Source organism: Enhygromyxa salina, from assembly GCF_002994615.1.
GTDB lineage: Bacteria > Myxococcota_A > Polyangia > Nannocystales > Nannocystaceae > Plesiocystis > Plesiocystis salina_A.
This window is the reverse complement of sequence record NZ_PVNK01000124.1, coordinates 19,715-39,172: the sequence shown is the minus strand read 5'-3', so window position 1 is coordinate 39,172 and position 19,458 is coordinate 19,715. Positions and strand designations below refer to the sequence as shown.

The 19,458-nt window shown below is 69.6% G+C and carries 18 protein-coding genes; 11 read left to right on the top strand and 7 right to left on the bottom strand.

The window, feature by feature from the left end; all coding sequences use genetic code 11:
* Positions 1-461 precede the first annotated feature (461 nt).
* Positions 462-1,031 (top strand): hypothetical protein, encoded by a 570-nt coding sequence (locus tag ENSA5_RS12475; RefSeq protein WP_181197690.1) that lies wholly within the window; start codon positions 462-464, stop codon positions 1,029-1,031.
* Between the two features lie 122 nt (positions 1,032-1,153).
* Positions 1,154-2,464: a protein kinase domain-containing protein gene (locus ENSA5_RS12470; protein ID WP_106391868.1), complete on the top strand. Its 1,311-nt coding sequence runs from the start codon at positions 1,154-1,156 to the stop codon at positions 2,462-2,464.
* A 21-nt stretch (positions 2,465-2,485) separates the two neighbouring features.
* On the opposite strand, the gene ENSA5_RS12465 is transcribed toward ENSA5_RS12470, so the two are convergent.
* Together ENSA5_RS12465 and ENSA5_RS12460 are read right to left on the bottom strand one after the other, a co-directional pair.
* Positions 2,486-2,863: an Hpt domain-containing protein gene (locus tag ENSA5_RS12465; RefSeq protein ID WP_106391867.1), complete on the bottom strand. Its 378-nt coding sequence runs from the start codon at positions 2,861-2,863 to the stop codon at positions 2,486-2,488.
* A gap of 67 nt (positions 2,864-2,930) precedes the next feature.
* The gene (locus tag ENSA5_RS12460; protein ID WP_146155615.1) at positions 2,931-4,046 is read right to left on the bottom strand and encodes a hypothetical protein; all 1,116 of its coding nucleotides are present in this window, start codon (positions 4,044-4,046) and stop codon (positions 2,931-2,933) included.
* 147 nt (positions 4,047-4,193) lie between these two features.
* Between ENSA5_RS12460 and ENSA5_RS12455 the strand changes: the two genes are divergently transcribed.
* Positions 4,194-4,712, top strand: a complete 519-nt coding sequence (locus ENSA5_RS12455; RefSeq protein ID WP_106391865.1) for a hypothetical protein — start codon at positions 4,194-4,196, stop codon at positions 4,710-4,712.
* A 109-nt stretch (positions 4,713-4,821) separates the two neighbouring features.
* The gene (locus ENSA5_RS37560; protein WP_181197689.1) at positions 4,822-5,466 is read left to right on the top strand and encodes a hypothetical protein; all 645 of its coding nucleotides are present in this window, start codon (positions 4,822-4,824) and stop codon (positions 5,464-5,466) included.
* Positions 5,467-5,484: 18 nt separating this feature from the next.
* Here ENSA5_RS37560 and ENSA5_RS12445 read toward each other — a convergent pair whose 3' ends face one another.
* Genes ENSA5_RS12445 through pilB form a run of 3 tightly spaced genes read right to left on the bottom strand, consistent with a single transcriptional unit; the run spans position 5,485 to position 8,741 of the window.
* Entirely contained in the window at positions 5,485-6,111 is a 627-nt protein-coding gene (locus ENSA5_RS12445; RefSeq protein WP_106391864.1) for a hypothetical protein, read from the bottom strand.
* Positions 6,104-7,006, bottom strand: a complete 903-nt coding sequence (locus ENSA5_RS12440) for a hypothetical protein (RefSeq protein WP_106391863.1) — start codon at positions 7,004-7,006, stop codon at positions 6,104-6,106. Before ENSA5_RS12440 ends, ENSA5_RS12445 begins: the two co-directional genes overlap by 8 nt.
* A 22-nt stretch (positions 7,007-7,028) precedes the next feature.
* Complete coding sequence (pilB, locus tag ENSA5_RS12435; RefSeq protein WP_106391862.1) at positions 7,029-8,741, bottom strand: type IV-A pilus assembly ATPase PilB; 1,713 nt, start codon at positions 8,739-8,741, stop codon at positions 7,029-7,031.
* Between the two features lie 379 nt (positions 8,742-9,120).
* Between pilB and ENSA5_RS12430 the strand changes: the two genes are divergently transcribed.
* The 3 genes from ENSA5_RS12430 to ENSA5_RS12420 all read left to right on the top strand — a co-directional run bounded on the left by ENSA5_RS12430 (position 9,121) and on the right by ENSA5_RS12420 (position 13,732).
* Entirely contained in the window at positions 9,121-10,320 is a 1,200-nt protein-coding gene (locus tag ENSA5_RS12430; protein ID WP_181197688.1) for a class I SAM-dependent rRNA methyltransferase, read from the top strand.
* Positions 10,321-10,401: 81 nt separating this feature from the next.
* Positions 10,402-11,529 (top strand): type IV pilus twitching motility protein PilT, encoded by a 1,128-nt coding sequence (locus ENSA5_RS12425; protein WP_106391860.1) that lies wholly within the window; start codon positions 10,402-10,404, stop codon positions 11,527-11,529.
* Positions 11,530-11,569: 40 nt separating this feature from the next.
* Complete coding sequence (locus tag ENSA5_RS12420) at positions 11,570-13,732, top strand: hypothetical protein (protein WP_106391859.1); 2,163 nt, start codon at positions 11,570-11,572, stop codon at positions 13,730-13,732.
* A gap of 10 nt (positions 13,733-13,742) precedes the next feature.
* On the opposite strand, the gene ENSA5_RS12415 is transcribed toward ENSA5_RS12420, so the two are convergent.
* Positions 13,743-15,164, bottom strand: coding sequence for a glutamate--cysteine ligase (locus ENSA5_RS12415; protein ID WP_106391858.1), 1,422 nt, complete (start codon positions 15,162-15,164; stop codon positions 13,743-13,745).
* A gap of 326 nt (positions 15,165-15,490) precedes the next feature.
* On the opposite strand from ENSA5_RS12415, the gene ENSA5_RS12410 reads away from it, so the two are divergent.
* The 4 genes from ENSA5_RS12410 to ENSA5_RS12395 all read left to right on the top strand — a co-directional run bounded on the left by ENSA5_RS12410 (position 15,491) and on the right by ENSA5_RS12395 (position 18,913).
* On the top strand, positions 15,491-15,868 hold the full coding sequence (locus ENSA5_RS12410) for a bactofilin family protein (protein WP_106391857.1): 378 nt from the start codon (positions 15,491-15,493) through the stop codon (positions 15,866-15,868).
* 44 nt (positions 15,869-15,912) lie between these two features.
* On the top strand, positions 15,913-16,227 hold the full coding sequence (locus ENSA5_RS12405; protein WP_106391856.1) for a bactofilin family protein: 315 nt from the start codon (positions 15,913-15,915) through the stop codon (positions 16,225-16,227).
* 3 nt (positions 16,228-16,230) lie between these two features.
* Complete coding sequence (locus ENSA5_RS12400) at positions 16,231-16,965, top strand: bactofilin family protein (RefSeq protein ID WP_106391855.1); 735 nt, start codon at positions 16,231-16,233, stop codon at positions 16,963-16,965.
* A 193-nt stretch (positions 16,966-17,158) separates the two neighbouring features.
* Complete coding sequence (locus ENSA5_RS12395; protein ID WP_181197687.1) at positions 17,159-18,913, top strand: HEAT repeat domain-containing protein; 1,755 nt, start codon at positions 17,159-17,161, stop codon at positions 18,911-18,913.
* Here ENSA5_RS12395 and ENSA5_RS37555 read toward each other — a convergent pair whose 3' ends face one another.
* Entirely contained in the window at positions 18,914-19,393 is a 480-nt protein-coding gene (locus ENSA5_RS37555) for a hypothetical protein (RefSeq protein ID WP_181197686.1), read from the bottom strand.
* Positions 19,394-19,458 lie beyond the last annotated feature (65 nt).

Sequence of the window (19,458 nt, the reverse complement as noted above, 5' to 3'; positions counted from 1 at the left end):
GTCCCCCAGCAACCCCAAAAGAGCCCCCTTCTAGGGGGCCACGCAAGCCATTGCGTGGCACACCAGGGCCCACCGAGCGAGGAACGAGCGACCTGCCGCGCAGCGGCAGTGCGTGGCAAAGTCTAAGGTGGCCGGGGGGGTCTAAGGAACCCGGCAGTGCGTGGCAAAGTCTAAGGTGGTCGGGGGGGTCTAAGGAAACCGTACATCCCAGCGACAGCGACCGCGTTCGCGGTTGCGGGAAGGGTGACGCGGTCAGGCCGTCATAGCGAGGACCCCGTCGCTCGCTCGGACCTGCGCGCACGACAACCGCTCGGGCCACTGTCGCCAGGATGCACTCAACGCAAATACCACGGTAGCTCGTTCGACTCCAGTCAGCGTGAGCGACGCTAGTGCGCAAAAAGGAAAGGGGTTTTTAACGCGATGAAAGCGGGGCGAGGACCACGCGTTGATCAGTGATGTCGATGCCCGCGTTGTCGCTAACGCTGCTCACCCTGGTCCTCGCGCCCGTCGAGCCTCCGACGCCGACCGCGGGGCCGGGTCGCGCGATCGAGATCGTAGTCGAGACCAAGAAGCGGCCGGACTGGCTGTTCCCCGGCCTCGCTCATCCGCGGGTCCAGGCTTACTTTCGCAGCGGCAGCAGCGTGGGCAATTCGTTGTTCGATGAGCCCCAAGCGCAGGTGCGCAGGCCACTCGTACGCGCGGGCGCGATCAAGGTGCGCGGGGCCGAGGGCCGTGCGCAGCGCAAAGCCGCGCGTCGTTTTGCCCGCGATCTCGTCGCCGATGTTCGCCCCGCGCTCGAGGCTTGCTACGCCGACGCCCTCGAGCGCAGGCCGACCGACGCGACCCGCTTGACCTTTCACGTCGCGCTGTCGGGTGAGGATCGCGGGCCGGTCACCGTGAGCGCGGGAGTGCTCGGCGACGTCTACGGCAACGCCTGCGTCCACGGCGTGCTCGAGTTCGCGGATGTCGTCGCACCCCAGCTCGAGGCGGCCGTCGACATTCCGGTGTGGTTCTGGCTTCAGAGCGTCTGATCAAACAGGCGTTCTCAACGCCGGCCGGGTATAACGCCGGTCCCACGAATAGTTTTCCGGAGCGTGAATCTGCTGCCGCGGTTCCTCTGAAATCCAACAGCCCTATACTCCGGCAAACCGGCATGGAGACTGACAGGGAGTCCGGCGTGGCGCTGCCACGAGACCTGCAGACCCTGCAGGATGACGGCGTCGAGAGCGTTCGACTCTCGCCAGCGCCGGGGGAGCTGATTGACGGGGTCTATCGGACCAAGGCGCTGCTCGGGCGCGGCGGGCACGGCACCGTGATGCTCGCCCACGACGAGATGCTCGATCGGCGGGTCGCGCTCAAATTCCTGCATCCCTCGCTAACCGAGTTCAGCACCCAGCGAACCCGCTTTCTCAACGAAGCCCGGGCGATGGCGCGGATCCGCCACCCCAACGTCGTGGGTATCCACAGCGTCGGGCAGTGGAGCGACTCGCCCTACCTGGTCATGGAGTATCTCCCCGGGCCCACGCTCCAGACCTATCTCGCGGACCGCGGCTTCGATCTGTCCCCCGACGACGCCATGGGTCTGTTCGATCAGATGTGTCGGGGGGTCGCGGCGATCCACGAGGCCGGCGCGATCCACAACGATCTCAAGCCCTCGAACATGATCATCGGCGCGGGGTCGCGACTTGGGATCACGGACTTTGGCCTGGCCGAGTGGGTCCGCGAGCGCGGCTATCGGCGCGGAGGCACGGTCGGCTTCATCGCGCCCGAGATCATCCGCGGTGACGCGCCCGCGACGACGCTGCGCACGGCGGCCGACATCTACAGCCTCGGCGTCCTCGCGTTCATCCTCTTCGCTGGCAAGACGCCCTTCGGCGAGTGTGACTCGGCCGAGGAGGTCCTCGATCTTCAGCTTGGCGGGCAGCTCGCAAAGCCGAGCGAGGCGCGACGAGGGATCCCGATGGAGCTCGACCGGCCGATCTGTCAGGCCCTCGCGGTGAACCCGGCCGAGCGCCCGCGGCACGCCGAGCAGTTCCTCGCCGCGTGCGTGGAGGCGATGCTGGTCCGCGCCAGCATCGCGGCCCCGGCTCGTCGGATCCTGGTCATCGAGGATGACGTCGTCATGCACCCGTGGCTCGAGGCTTCGCTCCACGCGGTCATGCCCAACGCCCGGGTCGAGTGCTTCGCGAGCCCGGTCGCCGCGCTCGCGTCGGTCGACCGCGATCCGCCCCACCTGGTGATCACCGACTTGAGCATGCCGGGCATGGACGGCTTCGCGGTCGTGCGTGAGCTTCGCGAGCGCGGACACACCCGTGACGTGCCGATCGTGGCGATCACGGGGGCCGGCACGCGCGAGAGCTGGGAGCGGCTGACGACCCTTGGCGCCGACGGGTTCCTCGCCAAGCCCTTTGAGCCGTCCACGCTGCGCGCGGTGGTGCGTCGGATGCTGTCTCGGGCCTGCTGAGTCTCGCGCTCGGGGCCTCGCTCACTCGGGGGGCTCGGCGCCGAGCGCCTGGATCGCCGGGCGGATCGCTGCCAGCGCGTCGTGGAGGGCCACGATCAGCTCGCGGGTGTCGCCCCCCGCGCGTGCCTCGAGCTCGATCTTGGCGGCGAGCGCTCCGAGCTCGCGCGCGCCGATTGTGTGGCTCGAGCCCTTGAGCGCGTGGGCGGCGTCGGCGACTGCCTCGGCGTCGCCCACGGCCAGTTTCCTGTCCATCGTGGCCAGGCGCAGCTCGGCCTGGCCGAGGAACAGCTCCGCCGTCTTGGCCAGCATGCCCGGACGCACGGCCTCGAGCTCGCGCAGCTGGGCGAGGGAAGCCGGGTCGAGCGTCGTGCTCGACCCGGGGGAGGGCGCGGGGCTCACCGCACATCTCCAGCCTCAGCTCGCGTGTGGTCGAGCCGGGTCGGGGGCGGCGAGTCGTGGCTTGGGGTCACGGGTCGAGTCGCTCGAGCTGCAGCTCGATCTCAATCTCGGTTGTCAGCTTCTGAGTCTGACCCGCGATCGTGGCCTCGACCGTAAATTTTGTCTCGACCGTGGTGTTGACCTCGTCGGGCATCAGCTTGCCGAGGTCGTAGACGACGCGGCCGCCGCCCTTCGAGTCGAACTCGAGCAGGTCGACCTCGCCCATCGGCATGTTGGGCGGCGTGAATTTCTTCGTCAGCGGTCGCTGGGTGATCTGCGTGTCGAGGGTGATCTTGTCGCCCTCGCGCGCGACGAGCTCGAGCTGCGAGGTCTGCTCGAGCTTGATGCCGTTGTTGTCGAACTCGCTGGTCTCTTTCCACTTGGCGCCGACGCCGATGGCGGGCTCGGGCAGGCGAACCATGACCTGCTCGAAGGTCTGGCCCATGGTCTCGAGGGTCTTGGCCAGCTGCGGGCTCGCGTCGTCGGGGATGTCGAGATCGCCCTCGATCACGCCCCCGCGGTCGTCGTAGACCACGGTCTGCTCGAAGCCGCTGATCTCCTCCATCGTCGACTGCATCATCGCGGCCATCTGGGCGTCGACGCCTTCGCTGTCGACGGCGAAGCTCTCGAAGGTGATCTTCTCCTCGATGCGTCCGTCGGCGACCGAGACGGTCTCGGCCCGGTTGATCTGCTCGAGCGGCGGCAGCTTCTGGACCGTGGGTGGCATGCCCGGGCCGGAGATCGACATTTGCATCGTCATCGTCAGCTTGATCCGCTCGACCTGCCCGACCTTGGGACCAAAGCGCAGCGCCGCGAGGGGCTCGACGCCGGGGGCGAGCAGCTCGTAGCCGCTCTTGGCCGCGTCGAGCACCGCGCTCGGGAGCTTGGCCTTCGGGGTCTCGGGTCCCTCGTCGGGCGCCGCGGCCAGCTCGCTCGGCTCGGCGCTCGGTCCGGCCTCGGGGTCGGGGGTGGGGGCGGGAGCGGGAGCTGTGCTCGGCGTGTTCGCGGGTGGCTCGACCTCGCCTGCGGGCGCCTCGGCCTGCTTGGCGGCCGCCGTCGAGCCGCTCGGCTTGGGCTCGTCGGCGCAGCCGCCCGAGCCCAGCAACGCGAGACACACAAGTGGAGACAGGAGCCGAGTTCGCATGAACGGCACGCTAGAGCACCGCTCCGAATAATTCTACGGGTGGCGTGGCCCCCTACACCCGAGCTGAATTTGTACTGAAAATCATTTTCAATCACGGTGGGCCCGCAGTTCTTGCTCTACATCCTCGCGCAGTGATACCTGGGCCCCATGAACAGGTACTTTCTCGATCGTCTGGTCGCCCGAACGGGCGTGCTCTGTCTCGCGCTCGCGTTGGTGGGTGGTCTCGGTTGCACCGACGACGGCACCGACATGGGAGACGGCGACACGACCGGCGACGGCGACGGCGATACGACCGGCGACGGCGACACGGCTGGGGATGGTGATGGTGACGCGGCGCTATCGCACGCAGCCGACATCCAGCCGATCTGGGACGACAACTGCACCAGCGCCAGCTGTCACGCGCCCGGTGGCACCGCCGCGTTCCTCGACCTCAGCGGTGACGGGTTCAACGATCTGGTGGGCACGCCCTCGTCCCAGGCCACGGGTTCGAGCGTCGTCGAGGCTGGCAGCTCGGAGAACAGCTACCTGGTCGCCAAGCTCCGCGGCACCCAGGTGGAGTTCGGCGGATCGGGCAACCCGATGCCGGCTGGGGTCGGCGTCGCGCCGCTGTCCGAGGAGACGATCACCCTGATCGAAGAGTGGATCGACGCCGGGGCGTTGCCCTGACTTGAAGTCGACCCCATCGCCAGGCCGGCGCGTCCGCAGACGCGACCGGCCTGTTGCAATTTTGCCAGGGCTTCGGCGTTGGGGGGTGGCTCGGGGTACTGTGCGGGTCATGAAGCGAAACAACTTGATCTGCTTGTCGATCGGCGCCGCGCTTACATTGGGGCTGCCGACCCTTGGCTGTACGGATGACGGCGCTGGCGACTCCGCTGATACGGAGACCGGCGACGGCGACGGCGACGGCGACACGGGCGACGGCGACGGCGACACGGGCGACGGAGACGGCGACCCCGGCGATGGCGACGGCGACACGGGCGACGGCGACGGCGACACGGGCGACGGCGACGGCGACACGGGCGACGGCGACGGCGACACCGGCGACGGCGACGGCGACACCGGCGACGGAGACGGCGACGGCGAACTGTCGTTCGAGGCCGACGTCTACCCGATCATCGCGCTCGGCTGCTCGTGCCACGTGGTCAACGCGCCCGGGGGCCTCGCGCTGACCGACGCCGACACGGCCTACGCGAACCTCGTCGACGTGCCGTCGAGCCAGGAGCCCGACCTCAACCGCGTGACCCCCGGGGACGGCGAGAACAGCTACCTCTACCAGAAGATCTCGGCCACGCAGGCGGGGCTCAGCCCCCAGAACGCGCAGATGCCGAAGACGCCCAACCAGGAGCTGTCGGCGATGCCCCTGTCGGACGCCGACCAGATGACGATCCTCGACTGGATCGCCGCCGGCGCCGCGCCCTGAGCCTCCGAGACCGGACCCTCAGGGAGGGTCCGGGTAATTCCACTGATCCTGGCTCGGCCGCAGCGGCCCGACGCGGGGATCTGCGCGAGCGAGCGCGTGGAGGATGTGGGCCGGGAGCAGCACCTCCCACGGCCCTTCGCCGACCAGCTCATCGCGGAGGCCGGCCACTTGCACGGCCTTCTCGCCCCAGATCTCGACGAGGCGCTCGCGGCTGGTGGGGGGCAGGGCGTCGAGATCGACGAGCTCGACCCCGGCGCAGCAAAGCAGGCACTCGTGGACGAGGCCGGCGCAGCTGTGCGAGCGCGCGATGATTCGACCCGAGATCGGATCGCGCTGAGCCTTCGCGGGGCCGACGAAGTCGCCGGACAGCGTCCGGGATCGGGCGCGCCGCTCGAGCCATGTTGCCATTCGCATGCGCTCGACCCGGCTGAGCTGAAGCTGCCCGATCGCGTGGACGGCCATCGTGTCGTTGTTGCGCCGAACCGGCCGCGCGTCGGCGACGGGGACCTCGTCGCCGTGGCTGACATCGGCGTTCGCCGACGCGAAGCCGACGTGGCTCAGGGGACCACGCGCGCCGTGTCCGAGGACGTCGAGTCGCTCGACGGGGACCTCGTCGGGCCGGCGGGGAGGGACGAGGCTAGGCATCGACTTGGGCGAGGCCCGCGATCAACTGGAGGCGGGCGGCGATCGGGCGGGCGTTGGCGCGGGCGTAGCTCAGCGCTTCGGCGATCTCCGCTCGCGCGAGGTCGAGCGGGATCGCGTCGGCGAGCCCCTGGGCGCGGTTGTAGATGGCGCGGAGGCCGGCCTCGTCGCCCGACGGGGTCAGCACGGAGTGGGCGAGGAGCAAGTCGGTGGTCAGCGCGCGGGCCACCGGGGTGCACAGCCAGTCGACGTCGAGATACTTGTTGAGCAGCTGCCGCGTGCGCACGGCGAGGATCGCGAGGCCAAAGTCCTGGTCGACGCTCAGCGCGTGCCAGATCGTCTGCAGCGCGGCCTGCATGGTCTCGGCCTCCATCCCGGGCTCGAGAAAGTGGGCGAGCTCGGCGAGGCGATGGGTCGGGACCAGGGAGCCGAAGCGCCGGATCGCCGCCCAGCTCAGCGGGGTCGAGCCGTGGTCGTCTTCGAGGAGCTTGGCCGTGCGCAGGAGCCCCGAGGCCAGCGCCGCGCGGGGCTCGGGCTCCTCGATCACGAGCTGCTCCGCCAATCTCACGCATCCGCGCAGCTCGTGCTCGAGGGTGGACTCCAGGAGCAGGCGGATCAGCCGCGTGACCCGATCTTCGGGCTCGCTCGGCGTCGAGGTCGGGCTGGCGACCTTGGGCGCGTGCTGGCGAAAGCGCATCGCGGCGTCGCGCGGGATCTCTTCGCCGCTCGCCGACAAGAACACCGAGGGCATGCTCATCAGCAGCCGCACGCGGTTGCGCAGGGACAGCTCGCGGAACTGCTGGAAGTCGTAGCGGATCTGCTCCGACCCGGCGTCTCCGAACACGACCTCGTGAAAGGTCGCGCCGCCGGACGCCCCGTCGGTGCTTGGATCTGCCATCAGCCGTACCCGCTGGCCGCGCTCAGTCGGTGGCGGTGACGCGGAGGATCTCTTCGACGGTGGTCATGCCGTCGGCGATCTTGTTGAGGCCCGAACGCCGCAGCGTGCTCATGCCGAGCCGGATGGCCTCTTGCTTGAGCTCGGTCGTCGACGCGCCCTGCAAGATCAGATCTTTGAGGGGATCTTTGAGCAGCATGACCTCGTAGAGGGCCACGCGACCCTTGTAGCCCGTGTCCGAGCAGGTCTTGCAGCCCTTGCCCTTCATCGGCGTGCACTTCTTGGCCTCGGCCGGCTTCATCCCCGCGTCGACGAGGGCCTCGGGGCTGATCTCGGTGTCGGGGGTCTTGCAGTCCTTGCAGATCCGTCGGGCGAGGCGCTGGGCGACGATCAGGTTGACCGCGGCGGTGACCAAGAAGGGCTCGACGCCCATGTTGAGCAGGCGGTTGACCGTCGAGGGCGCGTCGTTGGTGTGCAGGGTCGAGAGCACCAGGTGGCCCGTGAGCGCGGCCTTGACCGCGATCTCGGCGGTCTCGAAGTCGCGGATCTCGCCGACCATGATGATGTCGGGGTCCTGGCGCAGGAAGGAGCGCAGCGAGGCCGCGAAGTTGAGGCCGATGTCGTCGTGCATCTGGACCTGGTTGATGCCGGCGAGGTTGAACTCGACGGGATCCTCGGCGGTCGAGATGTTGACCTCGTCGTCGTTGAGCTCGGACAGGGCCGAGTACAGCGTCGTGGTCTTGCCCGAGCCGGTCGGGCCGGTGACCAGGCACATCCCGTAGGGCCGGTGGATCGCCTCCTTGAACTCGGCGAGCGGGGCCTGCTCGAAGCCGAGCTTCATCATGTCGAGCTGGAGGTTCTCCTTGTCGAGCAGGCGCAGGACGATCTTCTCGCCGTAGAGCGTCGGCAGGCACGACACGCGGAAGTCCATCTCGCGCCCGCGCGACATCTTGATCTTGATCCGCCCGTCCTGCGGCAGCCGGCGCTCGGCGATGTCGAGGTTCGACATGATCTTGAAGCGCGAGGTGATCGCGTTCTTGAGCTTGAGCGGCGCGTTCATCTCGTGGTGAAGCACGCCGTCGATCCGGTAGCGGACCCGGTAGCTCTTCTCGTAGGGCTCGATGTGGATGTCGCTGGCGCCCTTGTTGATCGCGTTGACCAGGACGAGGTTGCAGAGCTTGACGACCGGGGCCTGCTCGGCCTCGTTTTGGCTGTCGACGAGGGAGAAGTCGTCGTCCATCGAGTCTTCGAACTCGATGTCGTCGAGCTCGAGGTCGCCGAGCACCTCCTGGTAGGAGGCGGTCTCCTCCGGCTGCATGTAGTAGTGCTCGATCGCCTGCTCGATCGCCGCGTCGGTGCTCACGACCGGCTCGATCTGGAGCCCGGTCATGAACTTGACGTCGTCGATCGCGTAGATGTTGGACGGGTCCGCCATCGCGACGATCAAGGTGTTGCCGGCCTGCTGGACCGGGATCAGCACGTGCTTGCTCGCAACCTCGCGCGGGACGAGGTTGATGACGTCGGGATCGATCTCGAAGTCGTCCAGCGTGATCGACGGGACCCCGTACTGCTTCGACAAGAAGTCGGTCAGCTCGGTCTCCTGGAGGATGCCGAGCTTCGTCAGGCTGTAGGCCAGGCGCTTGCCTGTCGAGCGCTGGTCTTGTTGGGCTTCGCGGAGCTGGTCGGTGGAGATCAGGTTCTCGCGGACGAGGAGTTCGCCGATTCGGTCTGATGCCATGAGGTTCTCGTGGGTTTGCCGTCCCCGGAGCCGGGGCTCGCCCGACTCTCGCGTTGCTCGGGCCGAGGGCGGGGGACTGTGCCGCGCGCGCGACGTGAAACGCCACGCGGCGTGAGTACGCGACAAAAGCGAGGTTACACGGGCCCACGGTGGCCGTCGACGCGTGGCCGCAAAGGGCCTATCCTGCCCGGCCATGGGCGCCGGCAAAAAGCGCAAGACGCGCGATGCACGACAGTCTGGCGGAGACCTTCACAGGGCTGGCCAGGGCCAAGGACAGTCGGAGGGGGCTGGCCGCGAGCACAAACGCGGCCACGCTGGCGCCCGGCAGGGCACCGGCAAGGGTCGGCCTCGCAAGCCTGAAAGGGCGTTCCGCCCCGGCGTGCGGCGGGGTGGGGCCAAGGTCGCCGAGCAGGCCGCGCGCTGGATTCGGGCCGGGCACCCGTGGGTCTTCCGCGACGCGCTGCTGCGCCCGCTCGAGGGTGTGGCGACCGGGGCCGCGGTCGCGGTCGCGGACGGCGAGGGCAATCACCTCGGCTATGCGCTGTATGAGCCCGAGGGCGCCGTAGCCCTGCGAATGGTCGCTCGCGAGCGGGAATTCGACTGGACCAGCGAGGTCATGCTGGCCCGCCTTCGCGCCGCCAAGGCCCACCGGGCCCGCTATGTCGAGGCTGGGTTTCGCGGCGCGGCGCGGCTGATCCACAGCGACGCCGACGGGTTTCCGGGCGTGGCCGTGGATCGCTACGGCGAGTTTCTGCTCATCTACAAGTACGCGCCCGCGGCCGACAGCTACCTCGATCAGCTCGTGCCCTTGCTCGAGCAGGAGCACGAGCCCGCCGGCATCTACCTCCAAGATCGCACGCGCGCGGTCGCGGCCGAAGACAGCCACAAGCGCCCGCCGGCCTCGCACCTGGCCGGCAAGACGGCGCCGCCTGAGTTCGAGGTCGAAGAGGATGGCCTGAAGTTCATCGTCGACGTGACCGCGCCGGTGTCACCCGGGCTGTTCCTCGATCTGCGCGAAGGCCGACGACTCGTCGAGCGCATCGCCAGCGGTCGTCGCGTGCTCAACCTGTTCTCGTTCACGGGGGCGCTGGCCCTGCGCGCCGTGCGGGGCGGCGCCGCGGACGTGACCAACGTCGACGCCGCCGCCCGCTCACACGCGCGCTGCCGCCAGAATTTGGCCGCCTCGGGCCTCGATCCCGAGGCCTGTGAGGCGCTCAGCGGCGATGTGTTCAAGCACCTCGAGCGCTTTCGTCAGCGCGATCGCGTGTTCGATCTCGTCGTCGTCGATCCGCCGCCCTTCTCGACGGTCAAGGGCTCGACCTTCTCGGCCCTCGACGACTGGGATCAGCTCGCCACGGCCATCGCTCACGTGGTCGCGCCCGCTGGCGAGGTCCTCGCGGTCGCCAACGCGGCCTCGCTGACCGAAGAAGAGTTCCTCGGTGCCGTCGGCGAGGGCACCTTGAAGGCCGGGCGCAACGCCCGGGTCATCGCCGAGTGCGGGCTGCCGCCAGATTTCCCGGTCCTGGCCGCGTTCCCCGAGGGCAAGTACCTCAAGGTCAAGCTCCTGTCGTTGGCCTGAGGCCGAGCTTTTCCTTGTGATGGCGCCCGCTGCGATGCTCTACTGTCGAAGCGGCAGCGGGGCTGCTGCACGAGATCGCCCATGAACGAAATCTTCGACCGTGTGCTGCTGGCCGCCCGCAAGCTCGGCGCCTCTGATGTTCACCTCAAGGTCGGCCGTCCGCCGATCTTCCGCATCCGCGGGCAGCTGCGCACGCTCAAGGACGTGCCGGCCATGAACAGCGACGTGATCGAGACCTTCGCGGTCAACATCATGGCCCAGCGCCAGCACCAGATCTTCATGGAGAACTGCGAGGTCGACCTCGCCTACGGGACCGAAGATGGCTTCCGCTACCGCGTCAACGTGTTTCGCCAGCGCGGGACCACGGGCATGGTCATGCGGATCATCCCCTCGCAGATCCCCGCGTTCGAGCGCCTCAACCTGCCGACGCGGGTCAACGAGCTCGCGGACGAGCAGCGCGGCCTGGTCCTGGTCACGGGCATCACGGGCTCGGGCAAGTCCACGACCCTAGCGAGCTTGCTCGAGGTCGTGAACATCAACCGGCCCGCGCACATCGTCACGATCGAGGATCCGATCGAGTACGTGTTCGAAGACAAGCGGGCGATCGTCAACCAGCGCGAGATCGGCTTCGACACCATGGGCTTCGAGGGCGCGCTGCGCTCGGCCCTGCGCCAGGATCCCGACGTGATCCTCGTCGGCGAGATGCGCGACCACGTGACGATCAAGACCGTGATGCTCGCGGCCGAGACCGGCCACCTGGTGTTCTCGACCCTGCACACCGTCGACGCGACCGAGACCATCAACCGCATCGTCCAGATGTTCCCGCGCGAGGAGCAGATCGCGGTTCGGCTCAACCTCGCGGCGATCCTCCGTGGCGTCGTGTCCCAGCGCCTGCTGCCCCGGGCCGACGGGCGCGGGATGATCCCCGCGGTCGAGATCCTCATCAACACGCCGCGCGTCCAGGAGATGATCGCGGATCCCATGCGGACCCACGAGATCGTCGACGCGATCCGCGAGGGGGCGAACCCCTACGGCATGGTGACCTTCGATCAGTCCTTGATGCTGCTCGTGCGGCGCAAGCTGGTGTCCTACGAGGTCGCGCTCGCGGCCAGCACCAACCCCGCGGACTTCGAGCTGGCGTTCAGTGGCATCACGGCCGGGGCCGACGACACCCGGGGCAGCGACGAGATCGACTTCGAGGTCGAGTAGCGCGGGCTCCCTGACCGCGGGCTCGTGCTATGGTCTGCGCATGGAGCTCGGCGAGCTGCTCGACAGCGAGGGTCTCGACGCAGACGAGTTGATGGGCTGGGCCCGGCGGCGCGCCGACGAGTTGCTCGCGGCGCTCGCGGCCGAGCCTGGTCAGCCTGACCAGCTGCTCTCGCTGCTCGAGTCCGACGCGCGGCTCCGCGTGGAGCCGACGAGCGCGGAGGCGGTCAGTCAGCTGCCGGCCCCGCCCCGCTCTCTGCCGTCCGACGAGGGGGGCGCGCCATCACTGGACGCGGCGGAGCCCGAGGTCGACGCGGTGGAGCCCGAGGCCGTCGCGGCGGAGCCCGAGCTGGACGGGGCGGAGCCCGAGGTCGACGCGGTGGAGCCCGAACTGGTCACGGCGGACGCCGAGGTGGTCGCTGCGGAGCTCGAGCTGGAGGCTGCGGACGCCGAGGTGGTCGCTGCGGAGCCCGAACTGGTCGCGGCGGACGCCGAGGTGGTCGCTGCGGAGCTCGAGCTGGAGGCGGCGGACGCCGAGGCTGCGGAGCCCGAGTCGGTGGAGCCCGAGCTGGAGGCTGCGGACGCCGAGGCTGCGGAGCTGGAGGCTGCGGACGCCGAGGCTGCGGAGCCCGAGTCGGCGGAGCCCGAGCTGGATGCGGCAGACGCCGAGGGCGTCGCGGCGGACGCCGAGTCGGCGGAGCCCGAGTCGGCGGCGCCTGAGCTGGAGGCTGCGGAGCCCGAGCTGGAGGCTGCGGAGCCCGAGCTGGAAACGGCAGACGCCGAGGCCGACGCGGCGGACGCCGAGTCGGCGGACGCCGAGTCGGCGGCGCCGGTCGAGTTCGAGGACGAGGCCGAGACGGGCGTGATCGATCTGGCGGTCGAGCCCGAGGCGGTCGAGCCCGAGCCACCCGCGGAGGAGAGGGTCGTCCGAAGCCGCCGCCGCGAGCCGTCGAGGCCGCAGCCGACCAGCGCCGACGAGCTCCCGCCGCCACCCGACCACCTGCGCCTCGCCGACGGCGAAGCCGAGCCGATCCTCGAGACCGTCGACACCGGCCCGATCGATCTCGGGAGCCCCGAGGCCGCGGCCCTGATCGGCGCGACCTCGACCTCGACCGCGAGCGCGACCGAGACCGCGGAGCCCGGGCCCGAAGTCGTCTCTTTCGGGTCCGATGAACAGCCCGCATCCGACGAGGGCGAGGGGGCAGAGCGAGCGCCCGCCGCGGACGCACCCGCAGACCAAGAAGAGGAAGAAGAGCTCGAGGAGCTCGAGTTTGACGAGCTCGTCGAGCTCGATGACGAGGAGCTCGAGCTGATCGAGGAGGTCGACGAGGACGACGAGGCTGAGGCCGGGTCCGCTCCACCGCCGCCGCCGCCTCCACCGCCGCCTCCGGCCAGCGGTCCGCCTCCGCTCGCGCCGTCCGACGACCCCTCGCTCGCGCAGCCCTCCGGCGACGACGCGCTCGCCGAGGAGCCCGAGCCCGAGTCCGAGTCCGAGTCCGCGGAGGTCGGCGGGGTGCCGGCCCAGGCCCAGACAGGCGACACCGCTCCACACTCCGTGATCGACCAGGGCGAGGGGCTCGAGCTCAGCGACGAGGGCGAGCCCGACGGCGCGACCAACGAGCCGGGCCGCGAAGACGAGCCCGGCGACGAAGCGCAGGCTGGCGACACGGTGTCAGACGTCGAGATCGACGAGGCCGACGAGGACGAGCCCCCCGTGCAGAGCGGCGACACGGCCGCGCACGCAGTGCTCGACGTGGGCGAAGACGCGGGCGGGGCGGCCGAGGAGGACGAGACCCCCGTGCAGAGCGGCGACACGGCCGCGCACCCCGTGCTCGACATGGGCGAAGGCGCGGGCGGGGCGGCCGAGGAGGACGAGCCCCCCGTGCAGAGCGGAGACACGGCCGCGCACCCCGTGCTCGACATGGGCGAAGACGCGGGCGGGGCCGAGGAGGACGAGCCCCCCGTGCAGAGCGGCGACACGGCCGCGCACCCCGTGCTCGACATGGGCGAAGGCGCGGGCGGGGCGGCCGAGGAGGACGAGCCCCCCGTGCAGAGCGGCGACACGGCCGCGCACCCCGTGCTCGAAGATCCGCCGAGCGAGGGCGAGCTCGCGGCCGCGGGCTCCGACGCCGACTTGGCTCAGCCTGCCGAGGACGACGACGACGACGACGAGCTCGAACTCGAGTTCGACCTCGACATCGACTGAGCGAGGGGCCTCAGGCCAGCTTGCCGGCGAAGGTGAAGTACTCGACCAGGGCCCGGCGCGCCTCGGGCGAGCGCCCGGGCTCGCCCGCTTCGAACTGGGCTTCGAACTGGGCTTCGAAGTGGCGCAGCGCGTCGGAGGCCGGGGTGGCCTCGCGCTCGACCTGGCGATCGAGGGAGTCGAGGAAGCGCGCCTCGGTCCGGCCCCTCGAGTCGCGGACGTCGAGGCGCTCGAGGCCCGCGCGCGCGAGCTGCAGCAGGCGCTGCGACTTGGCCAGGACCTCGGGGTCGGCGAGGCCGTCTTCGCGGGCGCGTTGCCACAGATCCATGCGCTGCTCGAAGCTCAGATCCGCGACCATGTCCCACGCGGCCGCGCTCGAGTCGTCATCGTAGATCAGCCCCTTGCACAGGGCCGGCAGGGCGCAGACGGTCTGCGAGCCGATTGAGTCGGCGCCTCGGATCTCGATGAAGGGCTTGATCCGAACCTCCGGGAAGAGCGTGCTCATGTGCAGCTCCCAGTCGGCCTGGGTCGCCCGGTGGGTGACGCCCTCGGGGTCGACGTAGCCCTCGGCGAGGTAGCGGCGGAAGGGCACGTGGTGGGGGTGGTAGTGGTGCCCGCGCTTGACGAAGAACATCGGGACGTCGAGGGCGTAGTCGACGTAGCGGGCCCAGCTGAACTCGCCCTCGAACACCCACGGCAGCAGCCCGCAGCGATCGGGGTCGACGTGCTCCCAGGTCGCCGAACGCAGCGAGCGTGGTCCGGGGACCTTGCCCTCCTTGAACGGCGAGTTGGCGAACAGCGCGGTGATCAACGAGGAGACCCCCAGCATCAGGCGCAAGCGCTGCGCGCACTGGGCCTCGTCGCGGTAGTCGAAGTTCGCCTGGACCGTGCAGGTCCGCAGCATCATGTCGAGGGCCAGGTCGCCGCGCGTGGGCAGGTAGGCCCGCATGACCTCGTAGCGGCCCTTGGGCATCCAGTCGATCTCTTCGCGGGTCGCGAAGGGATGAAAGCCGCAGGCGATCCACGCGATCCCCATCGGCTCGGCGACCGCGTGGAGCTCTTCGTAGTGGGTGCTGAACTCCGCGCAGGTGTCGTGGACCGTGGGCAGCGGCGCGCCGCTGAGCTCGAGCTGGCCGCCGGGCTCGAGGGTGATCGACGCGCCGTCGCGCTCGAGCGCCACGAGCTCGCCATGGACCCCGCGGTCCTTGCTCTCGGCCCAGCCAAAGCGATCGCGCAAGGCCTCGAGCGTCGGGAGCACGTGCTCGCGGTAGCGCACGGGCGTGGGCACGCCGTCGGCCGCGAGGTAGAGCCCGAACTTTTCTTGCTCGGTTCCGATCAAGTGGTTGTTGGGGCGTCGCGCTTTTTCGAACCACCCGACCAATTCGTCGGGGCTCTCGATCAAGCGCGCGCCTCCGCGCCAGCTGGGCTCGCTCATGAGGGGGTTCCGTTCGGCGTGCTCGCCACCGGCGGGCGGGGGACAGGGGGTGGAGCTGCGAAGCGCATGCGGGGGGGGTCGGCGCTGCCGGGTACGTGGGTCGCCCACCGGGGTTACCCCCGAGCTCTGGCCTGGCGCGGCTTCTAGCACTCCGGTCGCCGGCCGCCCAGCCGCACGGCCGCACGGTGGGCCCGTGGGGCGCTGGAGCCACGCTCTCAAACTCACGCCGCCGCGCGCAGCCTCGGGGGTGCTCAACTCGTCTTGACCCAGTGGGGGGCGCGGTTGTAGCCTGCGCGAGCCCGATTTCCGGGCGCCTCGAGGCTTTCATGGCACTTCCCACTGAACCGGACGCGCCCTGCGTCATCGGCAACCAGATTCTCATCCGTGGCACCTTGGTCGGCGAGGAAGACCTCGTCGTCGAGGGCCGGATCGAGGGTGCGATCACCCTGGCCGGGCACTTGACCGTGGCCGAGGCGGGCGTGATCGAGGCCAACCTCGACGTCGACAGCGTCGAGGTCCGCGGCGAAGTCATCGGCGACATCTCGGCGGCTCGCTCGATCACCATTCAGCAAGGTGCTCGAGTTCAAGGCAACGTTCGGGCCCCACGGGTCATCATCAACGACGGCGCGCGCTTCCGCGGGTCCGTCGAGATGAAGGTCGATCTCCCCGACGACCTCGCCAAGGCCCTCGCCCGCAGTAGCTGATCACCCTCACCCCCCACATCGAACCTTCTGGAGCACCTCCTCCCATGGCCAACACCGTCATAGGCAGCACCATCGTCGTCGACGGCGAGATCTCCGGTGACGAGGATCTCGTCATCCTCGGCACCGTCAAGGGGCAGATCAGCCTGCGCGAGAACATCGTCGTCGAGCGCGACGGCGTCGTCGAAGCCAACGTCGAGACCGCGACGATCACCGTCCACGGCTCTGTCACCGGCGACATCCACGCTTCAGATCGCGCCGAGCTGCGCGCCGATTGCCGCGTGGTCGGTGACATCCACGCGCCGCGCATCCTCATCGCCGACGGCGCCTCGTTCAAGGGCAACGTCGACATGGACAGCTAATTCATGGCGATCTCACGCACAATAAGCGAGGAGCGCGAGGGCGCAGAGACCGTCGTCGGTCCGGCCATCGCGATCCGCGGTCGCATCGAAGGCGAGGAAGATCTCCGCGTCGAGGGCCGAGTCGAGGGGTCGATCTCCCTGACCGAGACCCTCTACGTCGAGCCCGAAGGGGTCGTGCTCGCGCAGGTCGAGGCCCGCGACGTCGTGATCTCCGGTATCGTGATCGGCGACATCACGGCGGCCAACTGCGTGACTCTCAACAAGGCCGCCAAGCTCGTCGGCAACATCGCGGCGCCGCGAGTCATCATCTCGGACGGCGCCTCGTTCCGCGGCGACATCGTCATGGGCGGCGAGGACATGCAGCCCACGCGTGAGCGCTCGCGCGCAACCTCGACCGTCCCGCGCAGCACCGTGAGCCGGCTGAGCACCCCCGCACCCCGAGCCCGGGCGGTGACCGGCAGCTACGACTCGGCCCGCACCCCGGCGCCTCGCCGCGAAGTCGTCACCCCGCCGGCCCGCGAGCGCGCGCCCGTGCGTCGGCCCACCACCGCCCCACCGCCGCGTCGTAGCGAAGAAGAAGACGACGTCACCGTGGTGATCAAGCACGCCGCGCTCCGCAAGGGCGAGGCCCCGCCCGAAGACGACGAGCCCGCCAAGGGTACCCGGCGTCGGCGGGCCAAGAAGTCGGCCCGGACCCCAGCGCGCGGTCGCAGCAAGGCCGGCCGCCGCAAGAGCTGAGCTGGCTCGGCTCGCGCCGGCTTCACGCCGAGACGAAGCGTCCGCCACCGATGGCGGGCGCTTCGTCAATTGTCACGAGCTGCCGAATTCCACGAAAGCCGCGATACGTCCAAGCGGCGATCTCAGCCGTCCGCGACGTCGCGGCTGCAGGCCCGGTGCAAAATCGGGTACGATGTGTCACCGAGGCCTCCCCATGCGCAAGTTCGTGATCCACACCCTGCTCGCGGCCGTCCTGGCGGCCACCGTTACCACTACCGCGTGTCAAAAGGGCGATCCCAACGCGCTCGAGACCCACGTCAAGAAGCTCGATGACGCCGAGGCCCGCGCCGAGGCCTTCAACCAGCTCGAGCGCATCGTCTCGGGCATCGCGACCGATCCCGACGACACCGCACGCCGCGACAAATTCGCGGAGACGGTCCTGCCCAAGTTCGAGGAGATCTACTCCGAGGACGAGGTCGCGCCCTACCGCGAGCAGATGCTGAACATGGCGCTGCTCATGAAGCGGCCGGAGGCCGTCGGCATCTGGACCAAGGCGATCGAGATCGACGGCTCGGCCGAGGGCCACAAGCAGGCGCTGCTGGCCCTGCAGGGCATCCGTGAGGCCAAGGCCAAGGCCGCCGCCGAGCCGATCGTCGCGCAATTCGTCAAGCTGACCGAGAGCCCGAGCAAGGACATGGGCGCCGGCCAGGAGGGCGCGCTGCGCTACGAGATGGCCCGGACCCTCGGCGAGATCCAGGCCAAGGTCGCGGTCGAGCCGCTGGTCGCGGCGCTCGAGCAGCCCGAGGAGAAGCAGCCCAAGCCCGTCTACAAGGCCGCGATCGACGCGCTCGGGCAGATCGGTGATCCCGCGGCCGTCGACGCGCTGATCGCCGTGCAGTTCGCCGTCGCGGACGCGCCGGGCACCCAGTCGATCGGCGAGCGAGCCGTGCGAGCCCTCGGCGCGATCGGCGAGCCCGCGGTGCCCAAGCTGCTCGAGACGATGGCGGGCAACAACACCAAGGTCAACGATCTCGCCGCCAAGAAGAACGTCGATGTCCAGATCGTCCAGCAGAGCGCGGTCCGGATCCTCGGCGTGATCGGCTCGCCGAAGGCGACCGCCGCGCTCGTGGCCTACATGCCGCAAAAAGACTGCGGCGGCGACGAAGAGGTCGATCTCGACTCGCTCGAAGATTTTGACCAGGGCAGCGCCGTCGGTCTGCGCGCGTTCTCGGCCAACGCGCTCGGCTTCATCGCCGACCCCGCGGCGGTCGAGGCCCTGTGCCACTGCCGCAACGCGACCCACAACCCCGGCGACCTGTGGGAGATCATCTCGGCGCTCGGGCGCACGGGCGGCGACGATGCCTACGCCTGCATGGAGAAGATCGTCACGACCGGCTTCTACGACCCCGAAGAGGCCGTCAACTCGGACTTCAAGTATCAGGTTCGCTGGGAGGGCGCGCGGTGGTTGGTCTTGTCGGCGCCCCCGGCCAAGGCCGGGGCCATCAAGGCGGCGATCGAGGGCAACGACCCCAAGGTCAAAGAAGAGGTCGAGAAGCTCGGCTGGATGAAGGGCGTCGCCGTGCTCGAGGAGTGCAAGGAAGACGTCGCCTGCTACGAGAAGGTGATGATGGACTCGACCAAGAGCTGGTTCGAGCGCGAGGTCGGGGCCTTCAACTTCGCGCGCATGTCCAAGCCCGGAGACATCGCCGCCGCCGCCAAGCTGGCGAAGGCGTTCAAGACCCGCGACGCCGGGGCCCGCATCAACATCGCGTGGCTGACCGCCAAGGTCGCCGCCGGGACCCCCTGTCCCGAGTGCGCAGAGGCGCTCGAGGGGGTGATGAAGTCCGAAGAGCTGACCAAGGACGCGAGCATGCAGGGCGCGTGGCTGACCGCGCGGCAGTCGATCGCCAAGGTCACCTCTGGCGGAGGCGGTGCCGCGCCCGCGCCCGCTGAAGAAGCCGAGAAGTAGTCAGAGCTCTCGCGGAGGTGGGGCGATCGCACGCACGTGCGGTCGCCCTTTCTCGTCGATGGGCTCGGGCTCGGGCGCGGGCGCGTAGCTTCGGCGGACCGAGTCGAGGGGACTCTCGCCGAGCAGCGCGAGCCGCCGCTCGAGGTCCGAGAGCAGGGCCGGATCGAGCTCGTTGAGCTGCCGAGATGTGTTGATCGCCGCGCGCGCCCGAGCGACGGCGGCCTCCGCCGCGCGAACCTCGAGGTCGAGGCGGGCCGCGGGATCGAGCAGATGGTCCAGCTGGTCACGGTCGGGGCTCGCCCAACCATTCGCCTGCTGCGGATCGGGCGCGGCCGGGCGAGGAAACAGCGAGCTGCCCTCGGCCAGGCTCCCGAGCGCGCCCGTCGCGAGGGCGGCGCTCGCCAGCATTCCGATCGCCGCCGCCAGCCGGATCCGCTCGCGGATCTGGGCGGGCCCCGTGAAGCGCGGCAGCTCGCTCAATCGGACCTCCGACGCATCTTTGGATCATACCCAAGCCCGGCCGTGGTCTCCATGTCCCGACCCGG

Bases quoted from the DNA above. Each gene is read 5' to 3' on its own strand.
- ENSA5_RS12420 (WP_106391859.1), top strand. From the start codon at position 11,570: ATGGAGCTCGGCGAGCTGCTCGACAGCGAGGGTCTCGACGCAGACGAG.
- ENSA5_RS12460 (WP_146155615.1), bottom strand. From the start codon at position 4,046: ATGCGAACTCGGCTCCTGTCTCCACTTGTGTGTCTCGCGTTGCTGGGC.
- ENSA5_RS12395 (WP_181197687.1), top strand. From the start codon at position 17,159: ATGCGCAAGTTCGTGATCCACACCCTGCTCGCGGCCGTCCTGGCGGCC.
- ENSA5_RS12425 (WP_106391860.1), top strand. From the start codon at position 10,402: ATGAACGAAATCTTCGACCGTGTGCTGCTGGCCGCCCGCAAGCTCGGC.
- pilB (WP_106391862.1), bottom strand. From the start codon at position 8,741: ATGGCATCAGACCGAATCGGCGAACTCCTCGTCCGCGAGAACCTGATC.
- ENSA5_RS12475 (WP_181197690.1), top strand. From the start codon at position 462: ATGCCCGCGTTGTCGCTAACGCTGCTCACCCTGGTCCTCGCGCCCGTC.
- ENSA5_RS12455 (WP_106391865.1), top strand. From the start codon at position 4,194: ATGAACAGGTACTTTCTCGATCGTCTGGTCGCCCGAACGGGCGTGCTC.
- ENSA5_RS12415 (WP_106391858.1), bottom strand. From the start codon at position 15,164: ATGAGCGAGCCCAGCTGGCGCGGAGGCGCGCGCTTGATCGAGAGCCCC.
- ENSA5_RS12410 (WP_106391857.1), top strand. From the start codon at position 15,491: ATGGCACTTCCCACTGAACCGGACGCGCCCTGCGTCATCGGCAACCAG.
- ENSA5_RS12440 (WP_106391863.1), bottom strand. From the start codon at position 7,006: ATGGCAGATCCAAGCACCGACGGGGCGTCCGGCGGCGCGACCTTTCAC.
- ENSA5_RS37560 (WP_181197689.1), top strand. From the start codon at position 4,822: ATGAAGCGAAACAACTTGATCTGCTTGTCGATCGGCGCCGCGCTTACA.
- ENSA5_RS12405 (WP_106391856.1), top strand. From the start codon at position 15,913: ATGGCCAACACCGTCATAGGCAGCACCATCGTCGTCGACGGCGAGATC.
- ENSA5_RS12470 (WP_106391868.1), top strand. From the start codon at position 1,154: ATGGAGACTGACAGGGAGTCCGGCGTGGCGCTGCCACGAGACCTGCAG.
- ENSA5_RS12445 (WP_106391864.1), bottom strand. From the start codon at position 6,111: ATGCCTAGCCTCGTCCCTCCCCGCCGGCCCGACGAGGTCCCCGTCGAG.
- ENSA5_RS12400 (WP_106391855.1), top strand. From the start codon at position 16,231: ATGGCGATCTCACGCACAATAAGCGAGGAGCGCGAGGGCGCAGAGACC.